Below are 19,360 nucleotides of genomic sequence, written 5' to 3' on the forward strand. Positions count from 1 at the left end.
AGCTTCTCATTGATAGCAAATTAGCTTTCTTTCTCCTTGCTCACTTCAAAGAGGAATTTCTTTTCTTGGTCGGTTAAACTTGCATAACCACTGGCACTGATTTTCTCTAACAGTTGATTGACCTGATGTGCTCGTATCTGTTGTTCTTCTGAAACGACTTTCTTCTCTTTTTTAGGAGACTCTTCTTGGGGCATTTTTGCTTTTTTAGGAATACGAAAACTGTACTTTGAAGTAAGTCCTGCGAATATCCCTCCTAAAATACCTCCGAAGTGGGCTATCTTACCTCCTGTGTTTACTGATATATTTAGTATATCGAAAAGGATAAAAGCCAATATAACGTACAGCAATTTTATTTTAAAGGTAAAAATATAGACATTATAAGAGGGAAACAGGGTTACCACAAAGGCTAAAGCTCCCATAACAGCAGCTGAAGCTCCTAAGAGCATCGTATTATCAGTGAAGGAGGGGAAGAAGTGACCTATGGTTAGAAAAGTGATTCCGCCACCTATAATCCCAAAGCTATACGCTTTCACAAATTGTTTTCCGTTAAAGAGATTGAAGAAAATATGCCCTGTGAAAAATAATAGGAGCATATTCCAAAACAGGTGTTGAATGCTTACGTGATAGAAAGCATAAGAAATGAGCGTCCAAGGTTGTTTTAAAAACAGAGGTAACGATTGAGGCATACATAGCCACTGGTTAAGCTGCTCTTGTGTTACTTTGTTAGTATACACTACAAGTTTGCTTATACCCAATAGCAATGTACATACCACAATTACGCTATTAGCTGTGTTTAATTTTCCTGACATTGACGTAATATTAATGAGGCTGTTTTTTCGCTTGCACCTTCTCCGCCTAACCTTTCTCTCAACAAAACATAATCTTTAAACACTTCGTAACGGTGCCTATAAGTAGTGAGCTTGTTAAGCTCAGCTTCTAAATTCTTTTTAGTAAGGTCACCTTGAATAAGCTCAGTAACCACAGGCTTATCCATAATGAGGTTTACTAACGAAATGTACTTGAGCTTGATAATGCGTTTGGCTATATGATAGGAAATCCAATTGCCTTTGTAGCACACCACTTCGGGGACGTTGAGCAAGGCGGTTTCTAAGGTTGCCGTACCACTGGTTACAAGCGCTGCATAAGACACCGAGAGCAAATCATAAGTTTTACCGCTTACAAAATGCACGTTTTCTTCTTTGATAAAACGTTTATAGAAGTGATAATCAATTGAGGGGGCTCCTGCTATTACGAACTGATACTGATGAAAATCATCGACTATAGAGAGCATTATTTTTAGCATCTTGGCTATTTCCTGCTTTCTACTACCTGGTAAGAGTGCTATAATAGGGCGCACATCTAAGTTATTTTCCTTTTTAAAAGTCTGCTCATCTACTTCTTTGCGCTGTGCAATAGCATCGAGCAAAGGATGACCAACAAAGTGCACGCGGTATTGGTGTTTTCTTTCGTAGAAATCTTTTTCAAACGGGAGTATGACGTACATAAAATCTACATCGCGTTTGATTGCTTTTATGCGGTTCTCTTTCCAAGCCCATATTTGTGGTGAGATGTAGTAATGAGTAGGGATATGTTGTTGTTTAGCCCATTGGGCAATGCGCATATTAAAACCGGGATAGTCTATAAAAATAAGAACATCGGGTTTGAACTGGGTGATATCTTTCTTACAGAAATCGATATTGCGCAAGATAGTGCGTAGGTTGGTAATCACTTCCCAGAAGCCCATAAAAGCGAGGTCTCGGTAATGCTTTACTTGTGTACCTGCCACCTGTTGCATTTGGTCGCCCCCCCAAAAGCGGAATTCGGCTTTTGGGTCTTTTTCTAATAGAGCTTTCATTAGGTTAGCACCGTGCAAATCACCAGAAGCCTCGCCTGCTATAATATAATACTTCATTTTTCTGCGGTTTGAAAGTTTAATACATTATTAGTTTTTAACGGCAGTATTGTTTAGATACGCTGTGATGGCAGCGTGATAAACTGATGAGGTGCCTTTTTTGACCTTAGGTAATACTTCATAGGAAGCCCTGAGCTGTGGGTCTTTAAGGACGAGCTGGGCATAACGCACGGCTTCTTGGAACTTAGTGCGACAGCCTAATTGAGCTTCGGAAGCTGGCACGCGGGACTTAGAAGGAGCTTTACAAACTACTGTTTGTCCTTTAACTTTTCGGAAAACGAACGTTTTACCAATCATACCAGAGAGTCCGTTTAAAATAACATTTCGACTTCTTGCCATAATACAAATTGTTTTTTGGAATTAATAGTGCAAAGGTATGGCAAATTTTTGGTTTATCAAAATTGGTGTGAGTTGCACAAACGGGTATAATTAGTAAATTAGCAAATTTGAGAATTAGCAAATGGGGACGGAAGAATAAAATAATGTAGATGAAAGGCTTATTTAATGGTTAATGATTAATGGTTAATGGTTAATTTGGGAGAAGCTTATAGGAAAGAAGAACAAAGAACGAACAAAAGACGGTGCGAGTCGCACGGGCAGATAAAGAAAAGATGAAGGAAATATCCTCTCCCCAGTCACATACTCTCCTATTCGGAGACTTCTCCCAAGGAGAGGGAGTGTAGTAACGGAAAAATGAGACGAAGGAATGATGAACAAAAGACGGTGCGAGTCGCACAGTCCAGATAATGAAAAGATGAAGGAAACCTCCCCCTAGCCCCCTCAAAGAGGGGGAATGTAGCGACGTAAAGACGAACAAAAGACGAACAAAAGACGAACGAATGACGAACAAAGAACGAACGAATGACGAACAAAGAACGAACGAATGACGAAGAAAAGACGAACAAAGAACGAACAAAGAACGAACGAATGATGAACAAAGAACGAAGGAAAAGTGGGGGTAAGTTAAAGCTAAGATAGAGATAAAAAGAGGGTGATTAGTAGATTTCAACTTTACTAAAATTTGAAACTTTGGCAGAGTTCGTTTTGGAAAGAGGGGGTAAACCGCACGGGCAAATAAAGAATGAAGGTAGGAAAGTTGGTTTTGAAAGGATAAAGAAAGGGTGATTAGAGATTTGTAAAAAGGGATATATATTACTGAAAATCAATAGATATTATATATGAGCAAAAAAGATTTTCGATATTAGTGAATTTATACATTATTTTTTCTTATTTTTGCCGTTCTAAACAAACTCATCATTATGATAGACGCACACAAATTATCTATTGGTTTACTACTACCTATTGAAGCATACGAAGGAGCTATTCCTAAGATGGAAAACCAAGTACAACTCATTCAGCGAGCTGAAATGTTAGGCTTTAATGCTGTGTGGGTGCGTGACATTCCTCTATACACTCCTGATTTTAACGAAGTAGGACAAATGTTTGACCCGTGGATATATTTGGCACACATTGCTACTCTTACCCAAAGTATTAAGTTTGGCTTTGCGAGTGTAATACTACCACTGCGTCACCCTTTACACGTAGCCAAAGCTTCGGCGAGTCTTGACGTGCTATTTCCGAAGCGTTTTATGATGGGAGTTGCTTCTGGTGACCGACCTGTAGAATATCCTGCTTTTAATGAACTTTATGAATCACGGAGTACTCGTGTATTGGAGCATATGGCTATGTTACGCGACTTGTGGAGCAAAGAGTTTCCTACCTATAACAATGAGTATGGTACCCTAATGGAAAAAATGGGTGATGTAGTGCCTAAGCCTTTGAATAAAAATATACCAATGTATGCCACTGGGCACATAGGAGGGGTGAATTTGGAATGGATTGCGAAAAACTCGGACGGGTGGATTTACTACCCAAGAGATTTTGCTCTCACTAAGAAGATAATACAAGACTGGCGCAAAGCTCTTAAACAAGAAGGAGAACCTCCTAAACCTTATATTCAACCTGTGTATATCGACCTAAAAGATAACCCTGATTTTGAACCACAGAAAATGGACTTAGGGTTCCGTTTAGGACGTAACTATTTATTGGATATGTTCTTAGAACTCGGAAAAATAGGGGTTAACCATATTATGCTCGTACTAAAATACTGCTCTCGCCCTGCAAGTGAAGTGCTTGAAGAAATAGGAAAAGAAGTATTGCCACACTTAAAATAAGCGCAAATTATGACCATTACTCAATACCAATATGTGTTGGCTGTGGCGAAGTACAAGAACTTTACTACCGCTGCTGAACACAGTTTTGTTACCCAGCCTACCTTGAGTATGCAAGTGCAGAAATTGGAGGAAGAGTTGGGGGTTACTATTTTTGACAGGAGCAAAAAGCCTTTACAGGTTACTGAAATAGGAGAACAAATCGTTAAGCAAGCCCAAGTAATCGTAAATGAAGCGGGGAGAATGAACGATATAGTAGCGCAACAAAAGGGGTATATAGGAGGTGAGTTTCGCGTGGGAATTATCCCTACCGTCTCCCCTACTCTACTACCTATGTTTCTCACTAATTTCATCAATAAATACCCTAAGGTATGCCTAAAAATTGAGGAGCAAACTACTGAAAACATCTTGAAAAAGATAGAGGACGGGAGTTATGATGCAGGGATTTTGGCAACCCCTCTGCACAATCCGTCGATAGTAGAAAGACCGTTATACTATGAACCTTTTGTAGCTTATATTCCACAAAATCACCGTTTGCAAAACTCTAAGACTATCTATTCTGAGGATTTGGATATCAACGATATATTGATGTTTGAAGACGGGCATTGTTTTAAGGACAGTGTACTGAATATCTGCAACCAGGATGTGATAGACTCAAAAGAGCACTTCCAACTAAAAAGTGGTAGTTTTGAAACCTTGGTACGCTTGGCTAACGAAGGCTTAGGAATGACTTTGTTACCATATTTACACTCTTTGGAACTGAAAGAGGAAGAAAAGAAACGGATTCACTATTTTGCTGAGCCTTACCCTGCGCGCGAAATCAGCTTGGTATATCACAAAAACGAACTAAAAATGCAAATCATCAAAGCCTTACACGACACTATTGCAGGGGTTATACGAGGGGCTATTGTTTTCCAAAATGTAAAAATTATCAGCCCAACAAGAGAAAGGCACAGAATTTGATAAAGCTAAGAGCTAAGAATTGAAAGTTAGCTAAATTATTAAAAAACAATTTTAGAATGAAAAATATTTCAGCAGTATTATTTTTATTATTTATTTCATTTGCGTCTTGTAGTTTTACAAGTAAGAAATTTGACAATCCAGATAAAGACAAGGATAGAGTGCTTTTGGACATTGTACAACACGTACTGGAAAATGCGCATTTTAGTCCGATAAAAATGGACGATGCTTTCTCTAAGAAAGTATTTGACAGTTATTTGAATAATATTGATGGGCAGAAGCGTTATTTTCTACAATCAGATATCAACGAGTTTAAAAAGTACGAAAACCGTTTGGACGACGATTTGAAAAACGGAGAAATTGCATTCTTCAACCTTTCTTACGAACGCCTCAAACAACGTATGAAAGAAGCAGAAGCAATTACCAAAGCTATCTTTGCTAAACCTATCAACCTAAATACCAATGAAACGATTAATACCGACTATGAGAAGTTGCCTTTTGTAAAGAACAAAGCTGAGTTACAAAACCGCTGGAAACAAGTAATTATTTTCACTACGCTTTCTACTTATATCACTAAACAAAAGGAAGAAGCGAGCAAGAAAGAAAAGGACGCTAAATATCAGCCTAAAACCAATGAGGTGCTCAAAAAAGAATCGATAGAAGCTACTCAAAAGACATTGGCTGATATGTTCAGTATGTACAACGACATCACTCGTGAAGAGTGGTTCAGTATGTTTGTGAACGCTATTACTGAGACTTTCGACCCCCATTCCAACTATATGGCACCAGACATCAAAGAAGGTTTCGACCGAGATATGTCGGGTAAGTTTGAAGGTATAGGGGCACAATTACAAAAGAAGACTGATGGAATTGCTATTACCAATGTGATTTTGGGAGGGCCAGTATGGAAAGGTAAACTCCTTGAAGTAGGCGACCAAATCCTAAAAGTAGCACAAGGAGCCGGTGAGCCCGTAGATGTAGTAGGAATGCGTTTAGATGATGCGGTAAAACTTATTAAAGGTCCTAAGGGCACTGAAGTACGCCTTACCGTAAAACGCGTAGACGGCACAATAGAAGTAGTGTCTATCATTCGCGATGTGGTAGAGATTGAAGAAACTTATGCCAAATCGGCAGTGATAACGGCTAATGGTAAACGCTATGGACTTATTAACTTACCTAAATTCTATATTGATTTTGAAGATGTAAACCAACGCAATGCTGCAACTGATGTGGCTCTTGAAATAGAAAAGCTCAAAAAAGAGAATATAGACGGGCTTATTGTAGATTTACGTACCAATGGAGGGGGCTCCTTAAAAACAGTAGTGGATATAGGAGGTTTATTTATTCCTAAGGGACCTATTGTACAGGTAAAATCGTCACGCGGAAGTCGTGATGTACTCTCTGACAACGACCCTAAAACACAATGGGACGGTTCGCTGGTAATCCTTACCAATGAGCTTTCGGCATCAGCCTCAGAGATTTTGGCAGCGGCTATGCAAGACTACAAACGCGCTATCATCATAGGCGGTAAACAAACCTTTGGTAAAGGTACTGTACAAAGTTTTGTAGACCTTAATAGTTTCTTGCGCCAAAACAATTACGGCGACCTTGGTGCTATAAAAATTACTATTCAGAAGTTCTATCGTATCAACGGAGGGTCTACCCAGCTAAAAGGTGTAGAAAGCGATATCGTAGTGCCTGATAAATACAAATATATTGACATAGGCGAACGCGATATGCCCAACGCTATGCCTTGGGATAAAATAGAGCCTGCTAAGTACACTCCTTGGACTAACAATGCTAACTTTGATAAGGCAATAGAAAACAGCAAAAAACGCATCAGTGAAAATCAATACTTAAAGCTGATTGACGAAAACGCTCGATGGATAAAACAGCAACAGAAAGACAACGTTTTCCCTCTCAACTACGAAGCTTACAAAAAAGTAATTGAGAAAAACGAAGAGCAATCTAAAAAGTTCAAAGCAATTAACGATTACAAATCTAACTTGAAATTCACTTCAGTAGCTTCTGATGAGGCTAAAATAAAAAACAGTGAAGACCTAAAATTACGTCGTGATCGTTGGCACGAAAGTCTTGAAAAAGATGTGTATATAGATGAAGCTGTGAAAGTATTGGAAGATTTGAACAAATAAGACAATAAGTAATACATTATAAAAACATTGGCAGAGCGAGGAGCTTTGCCAATGTTTTTATTTTGGGCATATGGGAAATTTGTTATACCTTTGCACTACATTTTGTCTGTTACCTAAATAGAAATGCGTTTTAAGATACTTAGTATTATATATGGAAATAAGAATCACCACCACTACAAAAGAAAAAATAAACCATAGTAATAGACTATAAAAATATAATGAAACAACGACTGATATTTATCGATGTAATACGTGCTTATGCCATCTGTATGATGTTACAAGGGCATTTTATCACCGCTTTACTTGCTGAACCATACTGTGACGAAAGTAACCCTTACTATCATATTTGGCATTATTTCACAGGTATTACCGCACCTGTATTCCTTACCATTTCAGGCTTTATCTTTACCTATTTGCTCATTCGAGAAGGCGAACGCAGTGGTGTAGGACTCAAGAACCCACGTGTGAAGAAAGGAGCAAAACGCGGATTAATGCTTATAGCTGTGGCGTGTATTTTGCGGAAAAGCATCTATTTCGTAGATATTTTGCATTGTATAGGGTTAGCTCTCATCATAATGGTAGGACTCTACTTATTAGCTAGAAATCACGTGAGGCATTTCCTTCCTACAATGCTCATCGGCATTACTTTACTACTTTTCACCTTCAACGAGACCTATAACCAATATGAATACTCTTGGTTACCCCAAGTAGTAGCCAATTACTTTACTCCGAAATACGGTACTTTCTTTACCATTTTTCCGTGGTTAGGCTTTGTAACCTTAGGAGGCTTTATGGGATCGCTATTTTACTATTACAGAAACACCAAACACTTATATACAGTATATACACTACTACTTATTGGCATCGGAGCCATTTTTCACTTCCAATATCACACATTTCACTTCTTATACAGCATTACAGGGTGGGGACACTTTGAAAGTTTAGCACGCAATGGCTTTCTTTTTTTGAGAATGGGTGACACTCTTTGGACATTTGCTGTATTTGTAATCTTACGAAATGTACTTACTGCCCAATTTTTACAACGTATAGGGCAAAACACCCTTTCTATTTACATCATTCATAGTATTGCGCTCTATCACTTTATTCCATATTTCAACTTAGACCATTATCTTCATAAAAGCTTAAATCCTATCGAAGCTGTGATAGGTGCTATTGCCTTTGTGATAGGTATTTTAATTCTTTCATTCTATTATCACAAAGTCAGCAAATATATAAAAGAAAAATATTTAAACAAGAAAACCATTGAGAAATAAAATGGTAGCCATAGAAATCTTTACCAGCAAAAAGAAAATCTATGGAGCTCCTATCAGTATTACAAGTTTCACAATGAAAATCAGTCATAAAGAACTTGTTTCGCTACTTTTAGAAAGTTTAGCTACTTATAAATAAAGATAAAAATCAGTATAAATATACATTTAAAAACTTTACGTAAAATTTCATCTTCATTCGTTTGTCTTTATCTTTATCAGAAGAAAAGTAATGAGAAAAATAATCACTGATTTATAAGTCTTTACTTTTTTATCTACAGAAAATACAATAAAAAAGTTTTAAAAAATTTGGAATATAATAACAAATGTCCGTATATTTGCACTCGAAAAATTATTTATATCATTGTAATTGCGGGAGTAGCTCAGTTGGTAGAGCGTCAGCCTTCCAAGCTGAATGTCGCGAGTTCGAACCTCGTCTCCCGCTCTACAAAAAAAAACTGATAACATATTGTTATCAGGCTTTTTGTTTATCATTTCTATTTTTATAACATTGTATGCTTCCTGAGCTTCATTGCTAACTCCCAAATAGCAATTCCTGCACTTACCGAAATATTCAGAGAATGTTTAGTACCATACTGTGGGATTTCTATCACCTCATCAGAAGCTGAAACCACTTCTTGTTCCACTCCTTTTACCTCGTTGCCAAAGATAATAGCATATTTTTGCTTTCCGTTAGGCTGAAAATCATTCAGCATCGTGGAATTTTCAGCTTGCTCAATGCTAATAATATAAACACCTTGCTCTTTTAGCTTTTCTACTACCGAAAGTGTGTTTTCTACATATTCCCACGCCACACTATCGGTCGCACCCAAAGCTGTTTTGTGAATCTCTTTGTTTGGAGGAGTGGCGGTAATCCCACAGAGGTATATCTTTTCAATTAAAAAAGCATCGCAAGTACGAAAAACAGAACCTATATTGTTCAAACTTCTCACATTATCCAAAATTACTATTAAAGGTGTCTTTTCTGCCTTCTTAAATTGCTCAATATCCAACCTATTGAGCTCACTATTTGTTAATTTTCGCATATTAGAGTCTGTTTACTTTATCTACTCCTTTAATGTTCTTAATATCTTGCATCAATTTCTTTAAAGTAGCATTATTGTTGATAGAAATAGAGACTTTCCCGCTGAATACATTGCCTTCGGTATCAATATTAATGTTAGTGAGCTTTACAAATTTGCTGTCCAAAATCACTTTTGAGATATCGCTGATGAGTCCATCGCGGTCAATACCACTAATTCTAAGACTCACTTTGAAATCTCTTTCATCAGATTTTACCCATTTGGCTTGAATGATACGATAAGCGTAATTCGATTGCATCGAAATAGCATTCGGGCAAGTTTTTTTGTGTACCTTCACCCCTTCGTTGATAGTAACGAATCCAAAAATAGGATCACCAGGGATAGGATTGCAACATTTTGAAAAAGTATAGTCTAACGATTCTTCTTCTTTGCCAAACACAATGCTATCATAGTGAACGTTGGGCGAATAAATTGGTTCGTCGGTAGGTTTTTTTACTGCTTTATTTTTGAATAAGCCAAAGAAAGACGTGCGATGCGATACAAAGTCTTTCAACATTTGGTTGCTGATTTCTCCCGTGCCTGCTTGATAGTAAATATCTAAGCTCGTCTTTGTTTTAAAGTAACTCACCATCTCATTCATCACTTCTTCGTTGAGAGTAATCTTCAATTGTTTTAATTTTCGTACTAAAATCTCTTTTCCTTCGGCGGCAACGGTTTTTGTCTCTTCTTTTAAAGCATTTTTTATCTTACTACGAGCTTTGGCTGTGGTAGCATAGTTGAGCCAGTTTTTAGTAGGTTTTACATTTTCGGCAGTGATGATTTCCACCGTTTCGCCACTCTTTAACACATAGTTTAAGGGCACTAATTTATTGTTTACTTTAGCTCCCCGCGTTTTTAAGCCCACTCCTGTATGGATATAAAAAGCAAAATCTAAGGGTGTTGCGCCTTTCGGGAGGGATTTTATCTCGCCATTAGGGGTAAAGACAAAAATCTCTTTGGAATACAAGTTGAGTTTAAAGTCTTCTACAAAGTCCACCGCATTTGCCTCGCTGTTTTCAAAGATTTCTTGCAACCTATTAAGCCACATTTCGATGCCTTCTTCTTTTTGGTCGCCGTGTTTATACTTAAAATGGGCTGCATAACCTTTTTCGGCAATTTCGTGCATACGTTCGCTGCGTATTTGCACCTCTACCCATTTGCCTTTTGGACCCATTACGGTAATGTGTAAGGCTTCATAACCTGTAGATTTGGGTGAGGAAATCCAATCGCGCAATCGGGTGGGATTGGGACGGAAGTGGTCGGTAACAATAGAGTATATTTTCCAAGCCAAAAACTTTTCTTCGGCTGGTTCACTTTTATAGATGATGCGAATCGCAAATTTATCGTAAACTTCTTCAAAACTCACACCTTGCGATTCCATTTTTCTGTAAATAGAATAGATTGATTTGGGTCGCCCTTTGATGGAATAATCAATTTTTTGTTGTGTCAAAGAGGTTTCAACGATTTTGGTAAACGCCTCAATGTATTCCTGTTGTTCTTCTTTGGATTCCTCCATTTTGTTTAGGATACTATTGTAGCGCTCGGGGTCAGTGTATTTAAGGGCAAGGTCTTCTAGTTCTGTTTTGATGTTATACAAGCCAATGCGGTGAGCAATAGGTGCATAAATATAGAGTGTTTCCGAAGCTATTTTGGCTTGTTTATAGTCTGCCATCGAATCCATCGTTTGCATATTGTGGAGTCTGTCAGCAATTTTGATGAGAATCACACGCACATCGTCATTCATTGTAAGAAGGAGCTTTCGGAAGTTCTCGGCTTGTAAAGAGATGTCATTTTCACGGCTCATACTCGAAATTTTGGTAAGTCCTTCTACAATATGAGCTACAGTTTTACCAAAAAGCCGTTCCATATCTTCAATCGTATAGTCGGTATCTTCTACTACATCATGTAACAAAGCCGACGCAATGGCTATGGCGTCTAATCCTATTTGTGAAGCAACAATTTTAGCTACAGCAATAGGGTGAAAAATGTAAGGTTCCCCACTTTTTCGGCGTTGGTTTTTGTGCGCATCAACAGCGGTGTCAAACGCCAAGCGAATAAGCTTTTTATCTTCATCACTAAGGGTTTGATAGCTGATACGCAAGAGTTCTTTATACTCGCGCGCAATGGCTTTTTTTTCTTCTTCTAAGTCGATGTTTGTTTCCATAGCAAAGAACAAAAGAGGATTTTCAAAAATCTATTTAATAGTAGCGGATAATTTACGGAGCTTGATAGCCGTAAGGATTTTTTTTGTATACAATGGGAAGTCGGCACTGAGAAGCCAACCAAAATATCCTGGTTCTTCGTCAAAAATATCTTCTACACGTTTGCCTTTGTGTTTCCCAAAGGTAAAGATTTCTTCGCCTTTGTCATTATAGCCAATAAAACCAGCAAAGTCGGCTATTTGTTTGCGATAAGTAAACTCGCTGAGCTTTTTGATGTTGTTCTCTAAGTTGTCATAACGGTCGAGCTGGGCTTTGAGGATTTCATAAGTGGCATTGGTATCTGCCGAAGCCGTATGTGCATCAATAAGGTCTTTACCACAATAGAACTTATAGGCTGCTGAGAGAGTACGCTGTTCCATTTTGTGAAAAATAGTTTGTACATCTACTGATACGCGGTTTCCCAAATCAAAATCTACTTCGGCACGCAACATTTCTTCGGCAAGCAAAGGAATATCAAAGCGGTCGGAATTGTAGCCAGCAAGGTCGGAATCTTTTATCATATTATGGATTTGCTTGGCAAGCTCTTTAAAAGTAGGCTCACCCGCAACGCGCTCATCGGTAATGCCGTGCACATCTGAGGCAGCTTTGGGGATAGGAATAGTAGGGTTTACTAACCACGTTTTGCTTTCTTTATTGCCATTGGGGTAGACTTTCAAGATAGATATTTCAACAATGCGGTCTTTGGTAATATCGATGCCCGTAGTTTCAAGGTCAAAAAAACAAATAGGTTTTGATAATTTTAGTTCCACGATTTTAGTGAATAGTTAAAAGTTAAGAACAAATAGTTTAAGATAAAAAAATTATGCTTCTTCTATTTCGGCAGAGAGTCCCGCATCAAGAAGTGCGGTGCAGAGCGGTTTAAGGAAGCTATAACTTCCTGATTTTACATCGCATTTTCCTTTGAAATGCACAATAATAGCGCATTGCTCGGCTTGTTCAAAGGTGTGATGACAAACCTTTACTAAGGTATCGATAACGTGGTCGAAAGTATTGACATCATCATTGTATAAAATGAGATGACATTCGTCTTCCAAAAGTTCCGTTACATCACCTTCAGCAAAAGTTTCTTCTTGATAATTATTCCGTAACATAATTTGTTCTTATGATGATACAAAAGTACAGCAAATAAATGAATTGTGCAAATGCTTAACGGATATAATAAGATTTTAGCAAAAGTTATAAGCACAAAAACGCTAAAAGAAAGTGTTTTCTTTTAGCGTTTTATCTTTTTCTTGCCATAGCATTACTATCATATATGATACATTTATTATTATTTGAATCCATATTCTTTTAATTTAAATTATAAATCATTTAATTATCTTCTATAATCATTAACATTGCCAAAGTTTAAAACTTTAGCAATGTTAATACCTAAAAAATTGCTTACAGAAGCTATTTTTTAGCATAAAGAAGCAATATTTTATACTACTCTATCAATTACATTGGTATTGGAGAGTATAACTAGAAGATCGTCTTTATTAAGTTTGACATTCGGGTCGGGCGTTACATTCATTTTGCCATCGGAATGCTTTACTGCCAAAATATTTATCTCATACTTATGTCGCAAATTGAGTTCCATCAACGATTTTCCTATATAGCTCTTAGGCACTTTTACTTCGTAGATAAAATAATCTTCGGCAAACTTAAAATATTCTATAATAGTAGGTCGCAAAATGGAATAGGCTACTTTTTCACCCATTAATTCCTCTGGGAATACTACTTGCGTAGCACCTATTTTGTATAAAACCTTTTCTTGGGTGTGATTTACGGCTTTACAAATGACATTCTTCACTCCCAAATCCTTTAACTGCAAGGTGATAAGGATACTCGCCTGAATATTATCGCCTACGCTCACAAAAGCAGTGTCGAAATCGTCTTTCACTACGTTTTTGAGAGCAATTTCATCGGTAGCGTCCAAAATCACAGCTTCATCGATGATGTTTTCACTGAGAGCTTGCTTAATAACACTCTCACGCGAATCTATTGCTAGCACAGTGGCTTTGTTCTTATAGAGTGTTTTGGCTACCGATTTGCCAAACTCTCCTAATCCTATGACTAAAAAATTCTTCATAATCTATCCTATTAAAATATTTTCTTTTGGGTATTTGTAATTTCCTTCGGCACGTGGTCTCGACAAGGCGAGCGCAATGGTAAGCGGTCCTACCCTGCCTAAAAACATTGTAAATATCAAAATAAATTTTGAACTGTTGCCTAATTGTGAGGTAATTCCAGTAGAAAGTCCGCAAGTGCTGAATGCCGAAATGAGTTCGAAAGCTATTTTTGTAAATTCTAAATCGGGTTCTAAGACTGTGAGTATTACAATCATTGTAATCACATACATCATCGCAATAAACACGAGTGCAGATGCTTTATTAAAGAGTTTCCAAGAGATGCGTCTCTTTGAAAATTCGATATAGTTCTTATTGAGTAATGCTGTTTTAATACCAAGAAACAAGATACCAATAGTAGTAGTTTTCACACCAGAACCTGTTGAGTTTGGCGATGCCCCTATAAACATAAACGTTACGCAAAAAAGAATGGTGGCACTGCTTAAATGCTCCAACGGAATCGTATCGAAACCTGCTGTACGCAAACTTACAGAGTGAAAAAAGCTAATAAGCATCTGTCCAAAGAAACTTTTCCCGTAAAGTGTGTGATAATTTTTATATTCTAAGATAAAAAACAAGAACGTACCCGCAACGAGCAAGATTATTGTCATCAAAATTGAAAATTGTGAGTTAATATCGAGTCTTCGTCTCTTTTTCCGAAGGTATTCATAGGATTGAATAATAGTTGTAAAGCCTAAACCACCAAAAATAACCAAAAAAGCGATAATAATATTCACAAAAACATTGTAAGTATAACCTTCGAAGCTATGAGGAAACAAAGAAACACCCGCATTACAAAAAGCTGATACCGAGTGAAACACCGAGAAAAATAACGCTTTCCCAAAAGGGAATTCTTGAATGAAAGAAATAAACAAACACAACGCTCCTGTAGCTTCAAAAAGCAAAGTAATATACACCACACGCTTTGCTACGGCATAAATATCGTAACTTTTGTTGTGATTAAGCCCTTCGGCTACTATTTTTTTAGTATAAAAACCGATGCGTTTAGCAATAAGCAATACTAAAACAGAGGAAATAGTAAGCACTCCCAATCCGCCAAACTGAATAAGCACCAATAAAATGAGTTTCCCGTAAATAGTAAAGGTCGCTCCTATATCTATCACCGAAAGACCCGTAACGGTAACCGCCGAAGTAGCTGTAAAAAGCGCTTCGAGGAAAGAAATATCTTTCTGAGGCGTATGTGCAAAAGGCATCATCAAAAGCAAAGCTCCTACGACTATTAAGCCTATAAACGAAAGCATTATGAGGTTATATGGTGATATTTTTTTTAACATTGGATTCAATTTTTATTGTTTATCCATCTGAATGGTACGAATAGGGAAAGGTATATTTATATTATGTGCATCAAAACACTTCTTGATAGCCATTATAGCTTCTGATTTATACAAAAAAGACTCAGAAAGTTTCTTGGAAGGAATAGTAAAATACACAATAAAATTAATAGAACTATCGGCGAACTCAGTATAATAAAAAGAAATGGTAGTATCAAGCTCTTTTTGTTTCATCATCTGCCGAATGGTAGTTTCAGTAAGCATTTTCACCTGCTCCAAATCCGATTCATAACCTACACCACAAGTAACTAATACATTGGCAGTATCACTTTCAGAATAATTTTTCATAGGATTATCAACTATAAGCTTATTGGGTATCGACACATAGTTTCCATCAGCCATTTTAAGCTTGATAGTACGCAAATTTATATCTTCAATAGTACCTGTATAGCCCATAGTTTCAATTTGATGTCCTATACGAATGCTCTTACTAAAAGATAAGGTAATGCCTGAAAAAGTATTGCTAAGCGTGCCCTGTAATGCCAAACCGATAGCTAAACCTGCTACTCCTGCCCCTGCCAAAATGGTTTTAAACATATTTTCGAGGTCTAAAATATTTAGCGAAAACATAAAGAAGGTAATAACTACCAACACAGAAATAATATTGCCAAGCATTATGCGTGAAGAAGGTTTTACGCCACGCTTTTCTAAGATACGAATGGCTATTTTTTTGATAAGTCTAGAAAGATAAAAACCTAAAATAAAGACTAATAAGGCTATAACGATATTAGGTGTTTTATCGATGAAGAGTTGAATCCATAGATGTATTTTTTTAGTGAATACTTCTATAATATTAATGTAATCATTTACTATTCCATTTTCCATTGAGTCTAATAAGTTTGTTTTACCAAATGGCAAAAGTACAAAATATATTATTGATAGGCACTTTTTTGTTATTTATTACATAAATGAGGCTGTCTAATCTTTGCAGACAGCCTCATTTATGGAAGTTATATTCGTTTATTAACGTGAATAATTAGGAGCTTCTTTGGTGATGGTAATATTATGGGGGTGGCTTTCGGTAATTCCGCTTGCAGTGATGCGCACAAAGCGACTCACAGCTTGCAATGTTTCGATATCCTTGGCTCCACAGTATCCCATACCTGCGCGCAAGCCTCCGATGAACTGATGCATACTTTCTTGTAGTTCGCCTTTGTATGCCACGCGCCCTACAATGCCTTCGGGCACAAGTTTTTTGATATCGTCTTCTACATCTTGGAAATAACGGTCCTTACTACCTTGGTTCATCGCTTCTACCGAACCCATACCGCGATAAGATTTGTATTTTCTGCCTTCGAAAATGATAGTTTCCCCCGGTGATTCCTTAGTGCCGGCAAGCAGAGAGCCAAGCATCACACTATTGGCACCTGCGGCGATGGCTTTTACGATATCGCCGGTGTAGCGAATGCCCCCGTCGGCAATCACAGGGATTCCTTTACCTTTAAGAGCGTTTGCAACGTTCATTACCGCTGATAATTGAGGATACCCCACGCCTGCTACCACTCTGGTAGTACATATAGAGCCTGGACCTATGCCTACTTTTACTGCATCGGCGCCATTTTCAGCCAAATAAAGGGCAGCCTCGGCAGTGGCAATGTTTCCTACCACTATTTCTAAGTCGGTAAACTTGCTTTTTACGGCATTAAGAGCATTCACTACGCCTTTTGTATGTCCGTGAGCTGTATCGATAACTACGGCATCAACTCCTGCTTGTACAAGAGCTTCGGATCGGTCTACCACATCGGCAGTAACACCTAAGGCTGCCGCTACGCGCAAGCGTCCTAAGCTATCTTTGTTAGAAATAGATTTTTCTTGCAAGTTGGCAATGTCTCGGAAAGTAATAAGACCTACTAATTTGTAGTTTTTATCTACTACGGGAAGTTTTTCTACCTTACTGCGTTGTAAAATACCCTCAGCTTCCTTCATAGAAGTGCCTTCGTTGGCAATCACGAGGTTTTTAGAGGTCATTACTTCGGTTATCGGACGATTATTATCGTGTTCAAAGCGCAAATCGCGGTTAGTTACAATGCCTTTTAAAATTCCGTTAGCATCAACAATGGGGATACCGCCAATATTGTTTTCTTTCATACAGCGTTTTGCATCACTCACCTTACTGTTTAACGGAAGCGTAACAGGGTCGATAATCATACCGCTTTCGGCACGTTTTACTTTGCGTATTTGTTTAGCTTGCTCCTCAATAGTCATATTTTTGTGGAGTACCCCTATGCCTCCTTCGCGTGCCATAGCTATAGCCATAGCAGCTTCGGTTACAGTGTCCATAGCCGCTGAGATAATGGGTACATTTAGGGTGATGTTACGGGTAAAACGTGAGGTTATTGATACTTCACGAGGTAATATCTCAGAATAATTAGGGATAAGAAGGACATCATCATAGGTAAATCCTTCATTAATAATTTTATCTTGGAAATTCATTTTAAAAAAGAGAATTTAGTTGCGTGCAAATGTACTTCTTTTTTTATATACGAAGCAAATTTTTCGAGTATTTTAAATCAAACAAATAGAGACGATACTTTTTATATCGTCTCTATTAAGGTTACAAATTCTTTTGCTTTACTTGATAAACTCTTTGATAGGCACTTTTTGGAAGTACAAGTCTCCATCACCTTCGTAAAGAATACCTATGTATTTATTATCTATTACCGTAAGACAAGAATAGCCCATAGCTGCTTGCTCATACAACAATATTGAAGGTAGTTTATCCCAAGTATTACCTTCATCATCACTAACTTTGATAGTCATATTTACTCTATTCTTTGCATCATTAGGATTAGAGAAGAATAAATACTGTTTTCCCTTTTTGTCCTTATACGAGATAATGCTTGCCATACAATTGGGCTCGGTGAGGGCAGTGCGGGAAGTGTTGTGCTCTATCCACGTTTTGCCTATATCGGCAGTAACGGCTACTGAACGCCCGTGATAGTTATCAGAGAGCTTATAGTTGGTGCGATTGCGGTCGTCGCGCATATTGAGCATTAGTGAACCATCGGAGAGTTCTACCACTTGCGCCTCAGTAGTGTGTGTTTTAGCTCCTGTACCTACGTGCCACGTCTTGCCGTGGTCTTTGCTGTAAATAATAGTAGAATGAGGCACTTGGTCTTTATCTTTAAACTGACCTGCAAACACTAAGGTACCATTACTCATCGAGATACCTCTTCCAGGTCCTTGGAAAAAGAGTCTCCATTCAGGATTTTTGATTTGAGAGGTGATATTGATAGGTTCACTCCACGTTTTACCATCATCTTCACTTTTTACTACTACTATTTGTCCTGTTTCCTCAGGAGTCATTCCACTTTTAGAGCCCCACCAACTCATTGTTTGAGGATCTAAGCCGTGCTGCCACAAGCCCATCACCCAAATAGTATTAGTTTGCTCGTCTACCAAAACTGCAGGATCTCCTACCCCATTAAGGCGGTTAGTTTTTCCTCCCCATTCCCCCATATCAATCACTTTTTTCATAGGTTCCCACGTTTGTCCGCCATCAGTACTGCGACTCATTCCCACATCGATATCTTCTTGCAAATCCTTACAGTTGTTGTAACGATTGTCGTAAACGGCTATCAGCGTACCCTTATTAGTGGTTACAAGCCCTGGTATGCGGTAACATTCTATACCATCTTGTTTACGGTGACGAAGAGCAATAGCAAAACGTTGTCCTTCTTTTTTAGCATTGTTGAGGGTGATTTTTGCCTCATTAGTGATGAGTTTTATCTTTGATAAGTAGAGTTTTTGTAAGAGGTCTGGTTTTTGAGTAGTACGAGCAGAAACCCAAACAAAAAGCGTATCATTAGTAGTTTTGAAGTTTCCTTGTAGTTTGGTGTTACAACCGAGATTTGAAGTTTTAGCAAAGAGAGTTGCTTGTTCTCTTTTAGCGTTAGCACCTACATAAACAGAGAGTTCTGAGAGATTGAGCTTTTTACTCTTAAACTGCAAAGAAAGTTCTTTTACCTCTGTTCCTTGCTTTATAGGTAGTACAAATGAGGTAATAAGATTATCTTTATCAGTAGCCAAAGGCATTTGTGTTTGAGTAAAAGTCATTCCTTTTTGGGCATAGCCAAAGCTAAGAAAACATAATGCAATAATGGTAAATAGTTGTTTCATTTGTTAATTTATT

General features: G+C 37.7%; 17 protein-coding genes and 1 tRNA gene. 6 read left to right on the forward strand and 12 right to left on the reverse strand.

Annotation, left to right across the window (positions count from 1 at the left end):
• Positions 1 to 20: 20 nt before the first annotated feature.
• From HW278_RS01130 to HW278_RS01140, 3 genes are read right to left on the reverse strand one after another with little or no spacing between them, the layout of a single operon-like run.
• Positions 21 to 809: a rhomboid family intramembrane serine protease gene (locus HW278_RS01130; protein ID WP_178976676.1), complete on the reverse strand. Its 789-nt coding sequence runs from the start codon at positions 807 to 809 to the stop codon at positions 21 to 23.
• Positions 794 to 1,912, reverse strand: coding sequence for a lipid-A-disaccharide synthase (lpxB, locus tag HW278_RS01135; protein WP_178976677.1), 1,119 nt, complete (start codon positions 1,910 to 1,912; stop codon positions 794 to 796). The genes HW278_RS01130 and lpxB overlap by 16 nt, the downstream gene beginning before the upstream one ends.
• Positions 1,913 to 1,942: 30 nt before the next feature.
• Entirely contained in the window at positions 1,943 to 2,251 is a 309-nt protein-coding gene (locus tag HW278_RS01140) for a hypothetical protein (RefSeq protein WP_255493675.1), read from the reverse strand.
• Between the two features lie 920 nt (positions 2,252 to 3,171).
• On the opposite strand from HW278_RS01140, the gene HW278_RS01145 reads away from it, so the two are divergent.
• The 6 genes from HW278_RS01145 (at position 3,172) to HW278_RS01165 (ending at position 8,909) form a co-directional block, all read left to right on the forward strand.
• Complete coding sequence (locus tag HW278_RS01145) at positions 3,172 to 4,086, forward strand: LLM class oxidoreductase (protein WP_178976678.1); 915 nt, start codon at positions 3,172 to 3,174, stop codon at positions 4,084 to 4,086.
• 9 nt (positions 4,087 to 4,095) lie between these two features.
• A complete protein-coding gene (locus tag HW278_RS01150) occupies positions 4,096 to 5,046 on the forward strand; it encodes a hydrogen peroxide-inducible genes activator (RefSeq protein WP_178976679.1) in 951 nt (316 codons plus the stop codon).
• Positions 5,047 to 5,102: 56 nt separating this feature from the next.
• Positions 5,103 to 7,196: a carboxy terminal-processing peptidase gene (locus HW278_RS01155; protein ID WP_009410250.1), complete on the forward strand. Its 2,094-nt coding sequence runs from the start codon at positions 5,103 to 5,105 to the stop codon at positions 7,194 to 7,196.
• 218 nt (positions 7,197 to 7,414) lie between these two features.
• The gene (locus tag HW278_RS01160; protein ID WP_048747483.1) at positions 7,415 to 8,470 is read left to right on the forward strand and encodes a heparan-alpha-glucosaminide N-acetyltransferase domain-containing protein; all 1,056 of its coding nucleotides are present in this window, start codon (positions 7,415 to 7,417) and stop codon (positions 8,468 to 8,470) included.
• Position 8,471: 1 nt separating this feature from the next.
• Positions 8,472 to 8,606 carry a hypothetical protein gene (locus HW278_RS12310; protein ID WP_009417851.1) on the forward strand — a complete coding sequence of 45 codons (135 nt, stop codon included), beginning with the start codon at positions 8,472 to 8,474 and terminating at the stop codon, positions 8,604 to 8,606.
• A gap of 230 nt (positions 8,607 to 8,836) precedes the next feature.
• A tRNA-Gly gene (locus HW278_RS01165) sits at positions 8,837 to 8,909 on the forward strand.
• A gap of 58 nt (positions 8,910 to 8,967) precedes the next feature.
• On the opposite strand, the gene HW278_RS01170 is transcribed toward HW278_RS01165, so the two are convergent.
• The 9 genes from HW278_RS01170 to HW278_RS01210 all read right to left on the reverse strand — a co-directional run bounded on the left by HW278_RS01170 (position 8,968) and on the right by HW278_RS01210 (position 19,347).
• Positions 8,968 to 9,510, reverse strand: a complete 543-nt coding sequence (locus tag HW278_RS01170; protein ID WP_178976680.1) for an RNA methyltransferase — start codon at positions 9,508 to 9,510, stop codon at positions 8,968 to 8,970.
• Position 9,511: 1 nt separating this feature from the next.
• Positions 9,512 to 11,710 (reverse strand): RelA/SpoT family protein, encoded by a 2,199-nt coding sequence (locus HW278_RS01175; protein WP_178976681.1) that lies wholly within the window; start codon positions 11,708 to 11,710, stop codon positions 9,512 to 9,514.
• A 30-nt stretch (positions 11,711 to 11,740) separates the two neighbouring features.
• Positions 11,741 to 12,517: a 3'-5' exonuclease gene (locus tag HW278_RS01180; protein ID WP_053580788.1), complete on the reverse strand. Its 777-nt coding sequence runs from the start codon at positions 12,515 to 12,517 to the stop codon at positions 11,741 to 11,743.
• Positions 12,518 to 12,568: 51 nt separating this feature from the next.
• Positions 12,569 to 12,859: an ATP-dependent Clp protease adaptor ClpS gene (locus HW278_RS01185; RefSeq protein WP_048746313.1), complete on the reverse strand. Its 291-nt coding sequence runs from the start codon at positions 12,857 to 12,859 to the stop codon at positions 12,569 to 12,571.
• Between the two features lie 329 nt (positions 12,860 to 13,188).
• The gene (locus HW278_RS01190; protein WP_048746314.1) at positions 13,189 to 13,839 is read right to left on the reverse strand and encodes a potassium channel family protein; all 651 of its coding nucleotides are present in this window, start codon (positions 13,837 to 13,839) and stop codon (positions 13,189 to 13,191) included.
• Positions 13,840 to 13,842: 3 nt separating this feature from the next.
• A complete protein-coding gene (locus HW278_RS01195) occupies positions 13,843 to 15,171 on the reverse strand; it encodes a TrkH family potassium uptake protein (RefSeq protein ID WP_012796825.1) in 1,329 nt (442 codons plus the stop codon).
• Between the two features lie 12 nt (positions 15,172 to 15,183).
• The gene (locus HW278_RS01200) at positions 15,184 to 16,053 is read right to left on the reverse strand and encodes a mechanosensitive ion channel family protein (protein WP_009417816.1); all 870 of its coding nucleotides are present in this window, start codon (positions 16,051 to 16,053) and stop codon (positions 15,184 to 15,186) included.
• Between the two features lie 138 nt (positions 16,054 to 16,191).
• Complete coding sequence (gene guaB, locus HW278_RS01205) at positions 16,192 to 17,661, reverse strand: IMP dehydrogenase (RefSeq protein WP_178976682.1); 1,470 nt, start codon at positions 17,659 to 17,661, stop codon at positions 16,192 to 16,194.
• A 138-nt stretch (positions 17,662 to 17,799) separates the two neighbouring features.
• Positions 17,800 to 19,347 (reverse strand): sialidase family protein, encoded by a 1,548-nt coding sequence (locus tag HW278_RS01210; protein WP_178976683.1) that lies wholly within the window; start codon positions 19,345 to 19,347, stop codon positions 17,800 to 17,802.
• Positions 19,348 to 19,360 lie beyond the last annotated feature (13 nt).

Origin of the sequence: Capnocytophaga sp. oral taxon 902 (genome assembly GCF_013394735.1) — a bacterium.
GTDB classification, from domain to species: domain Bacteria; phylum Bacteroidota; class Bacteroidia; order Flavobacteriales; family Flavobacteriaceae; genus Capnocytophaga; species Capnocytophaga ochracea.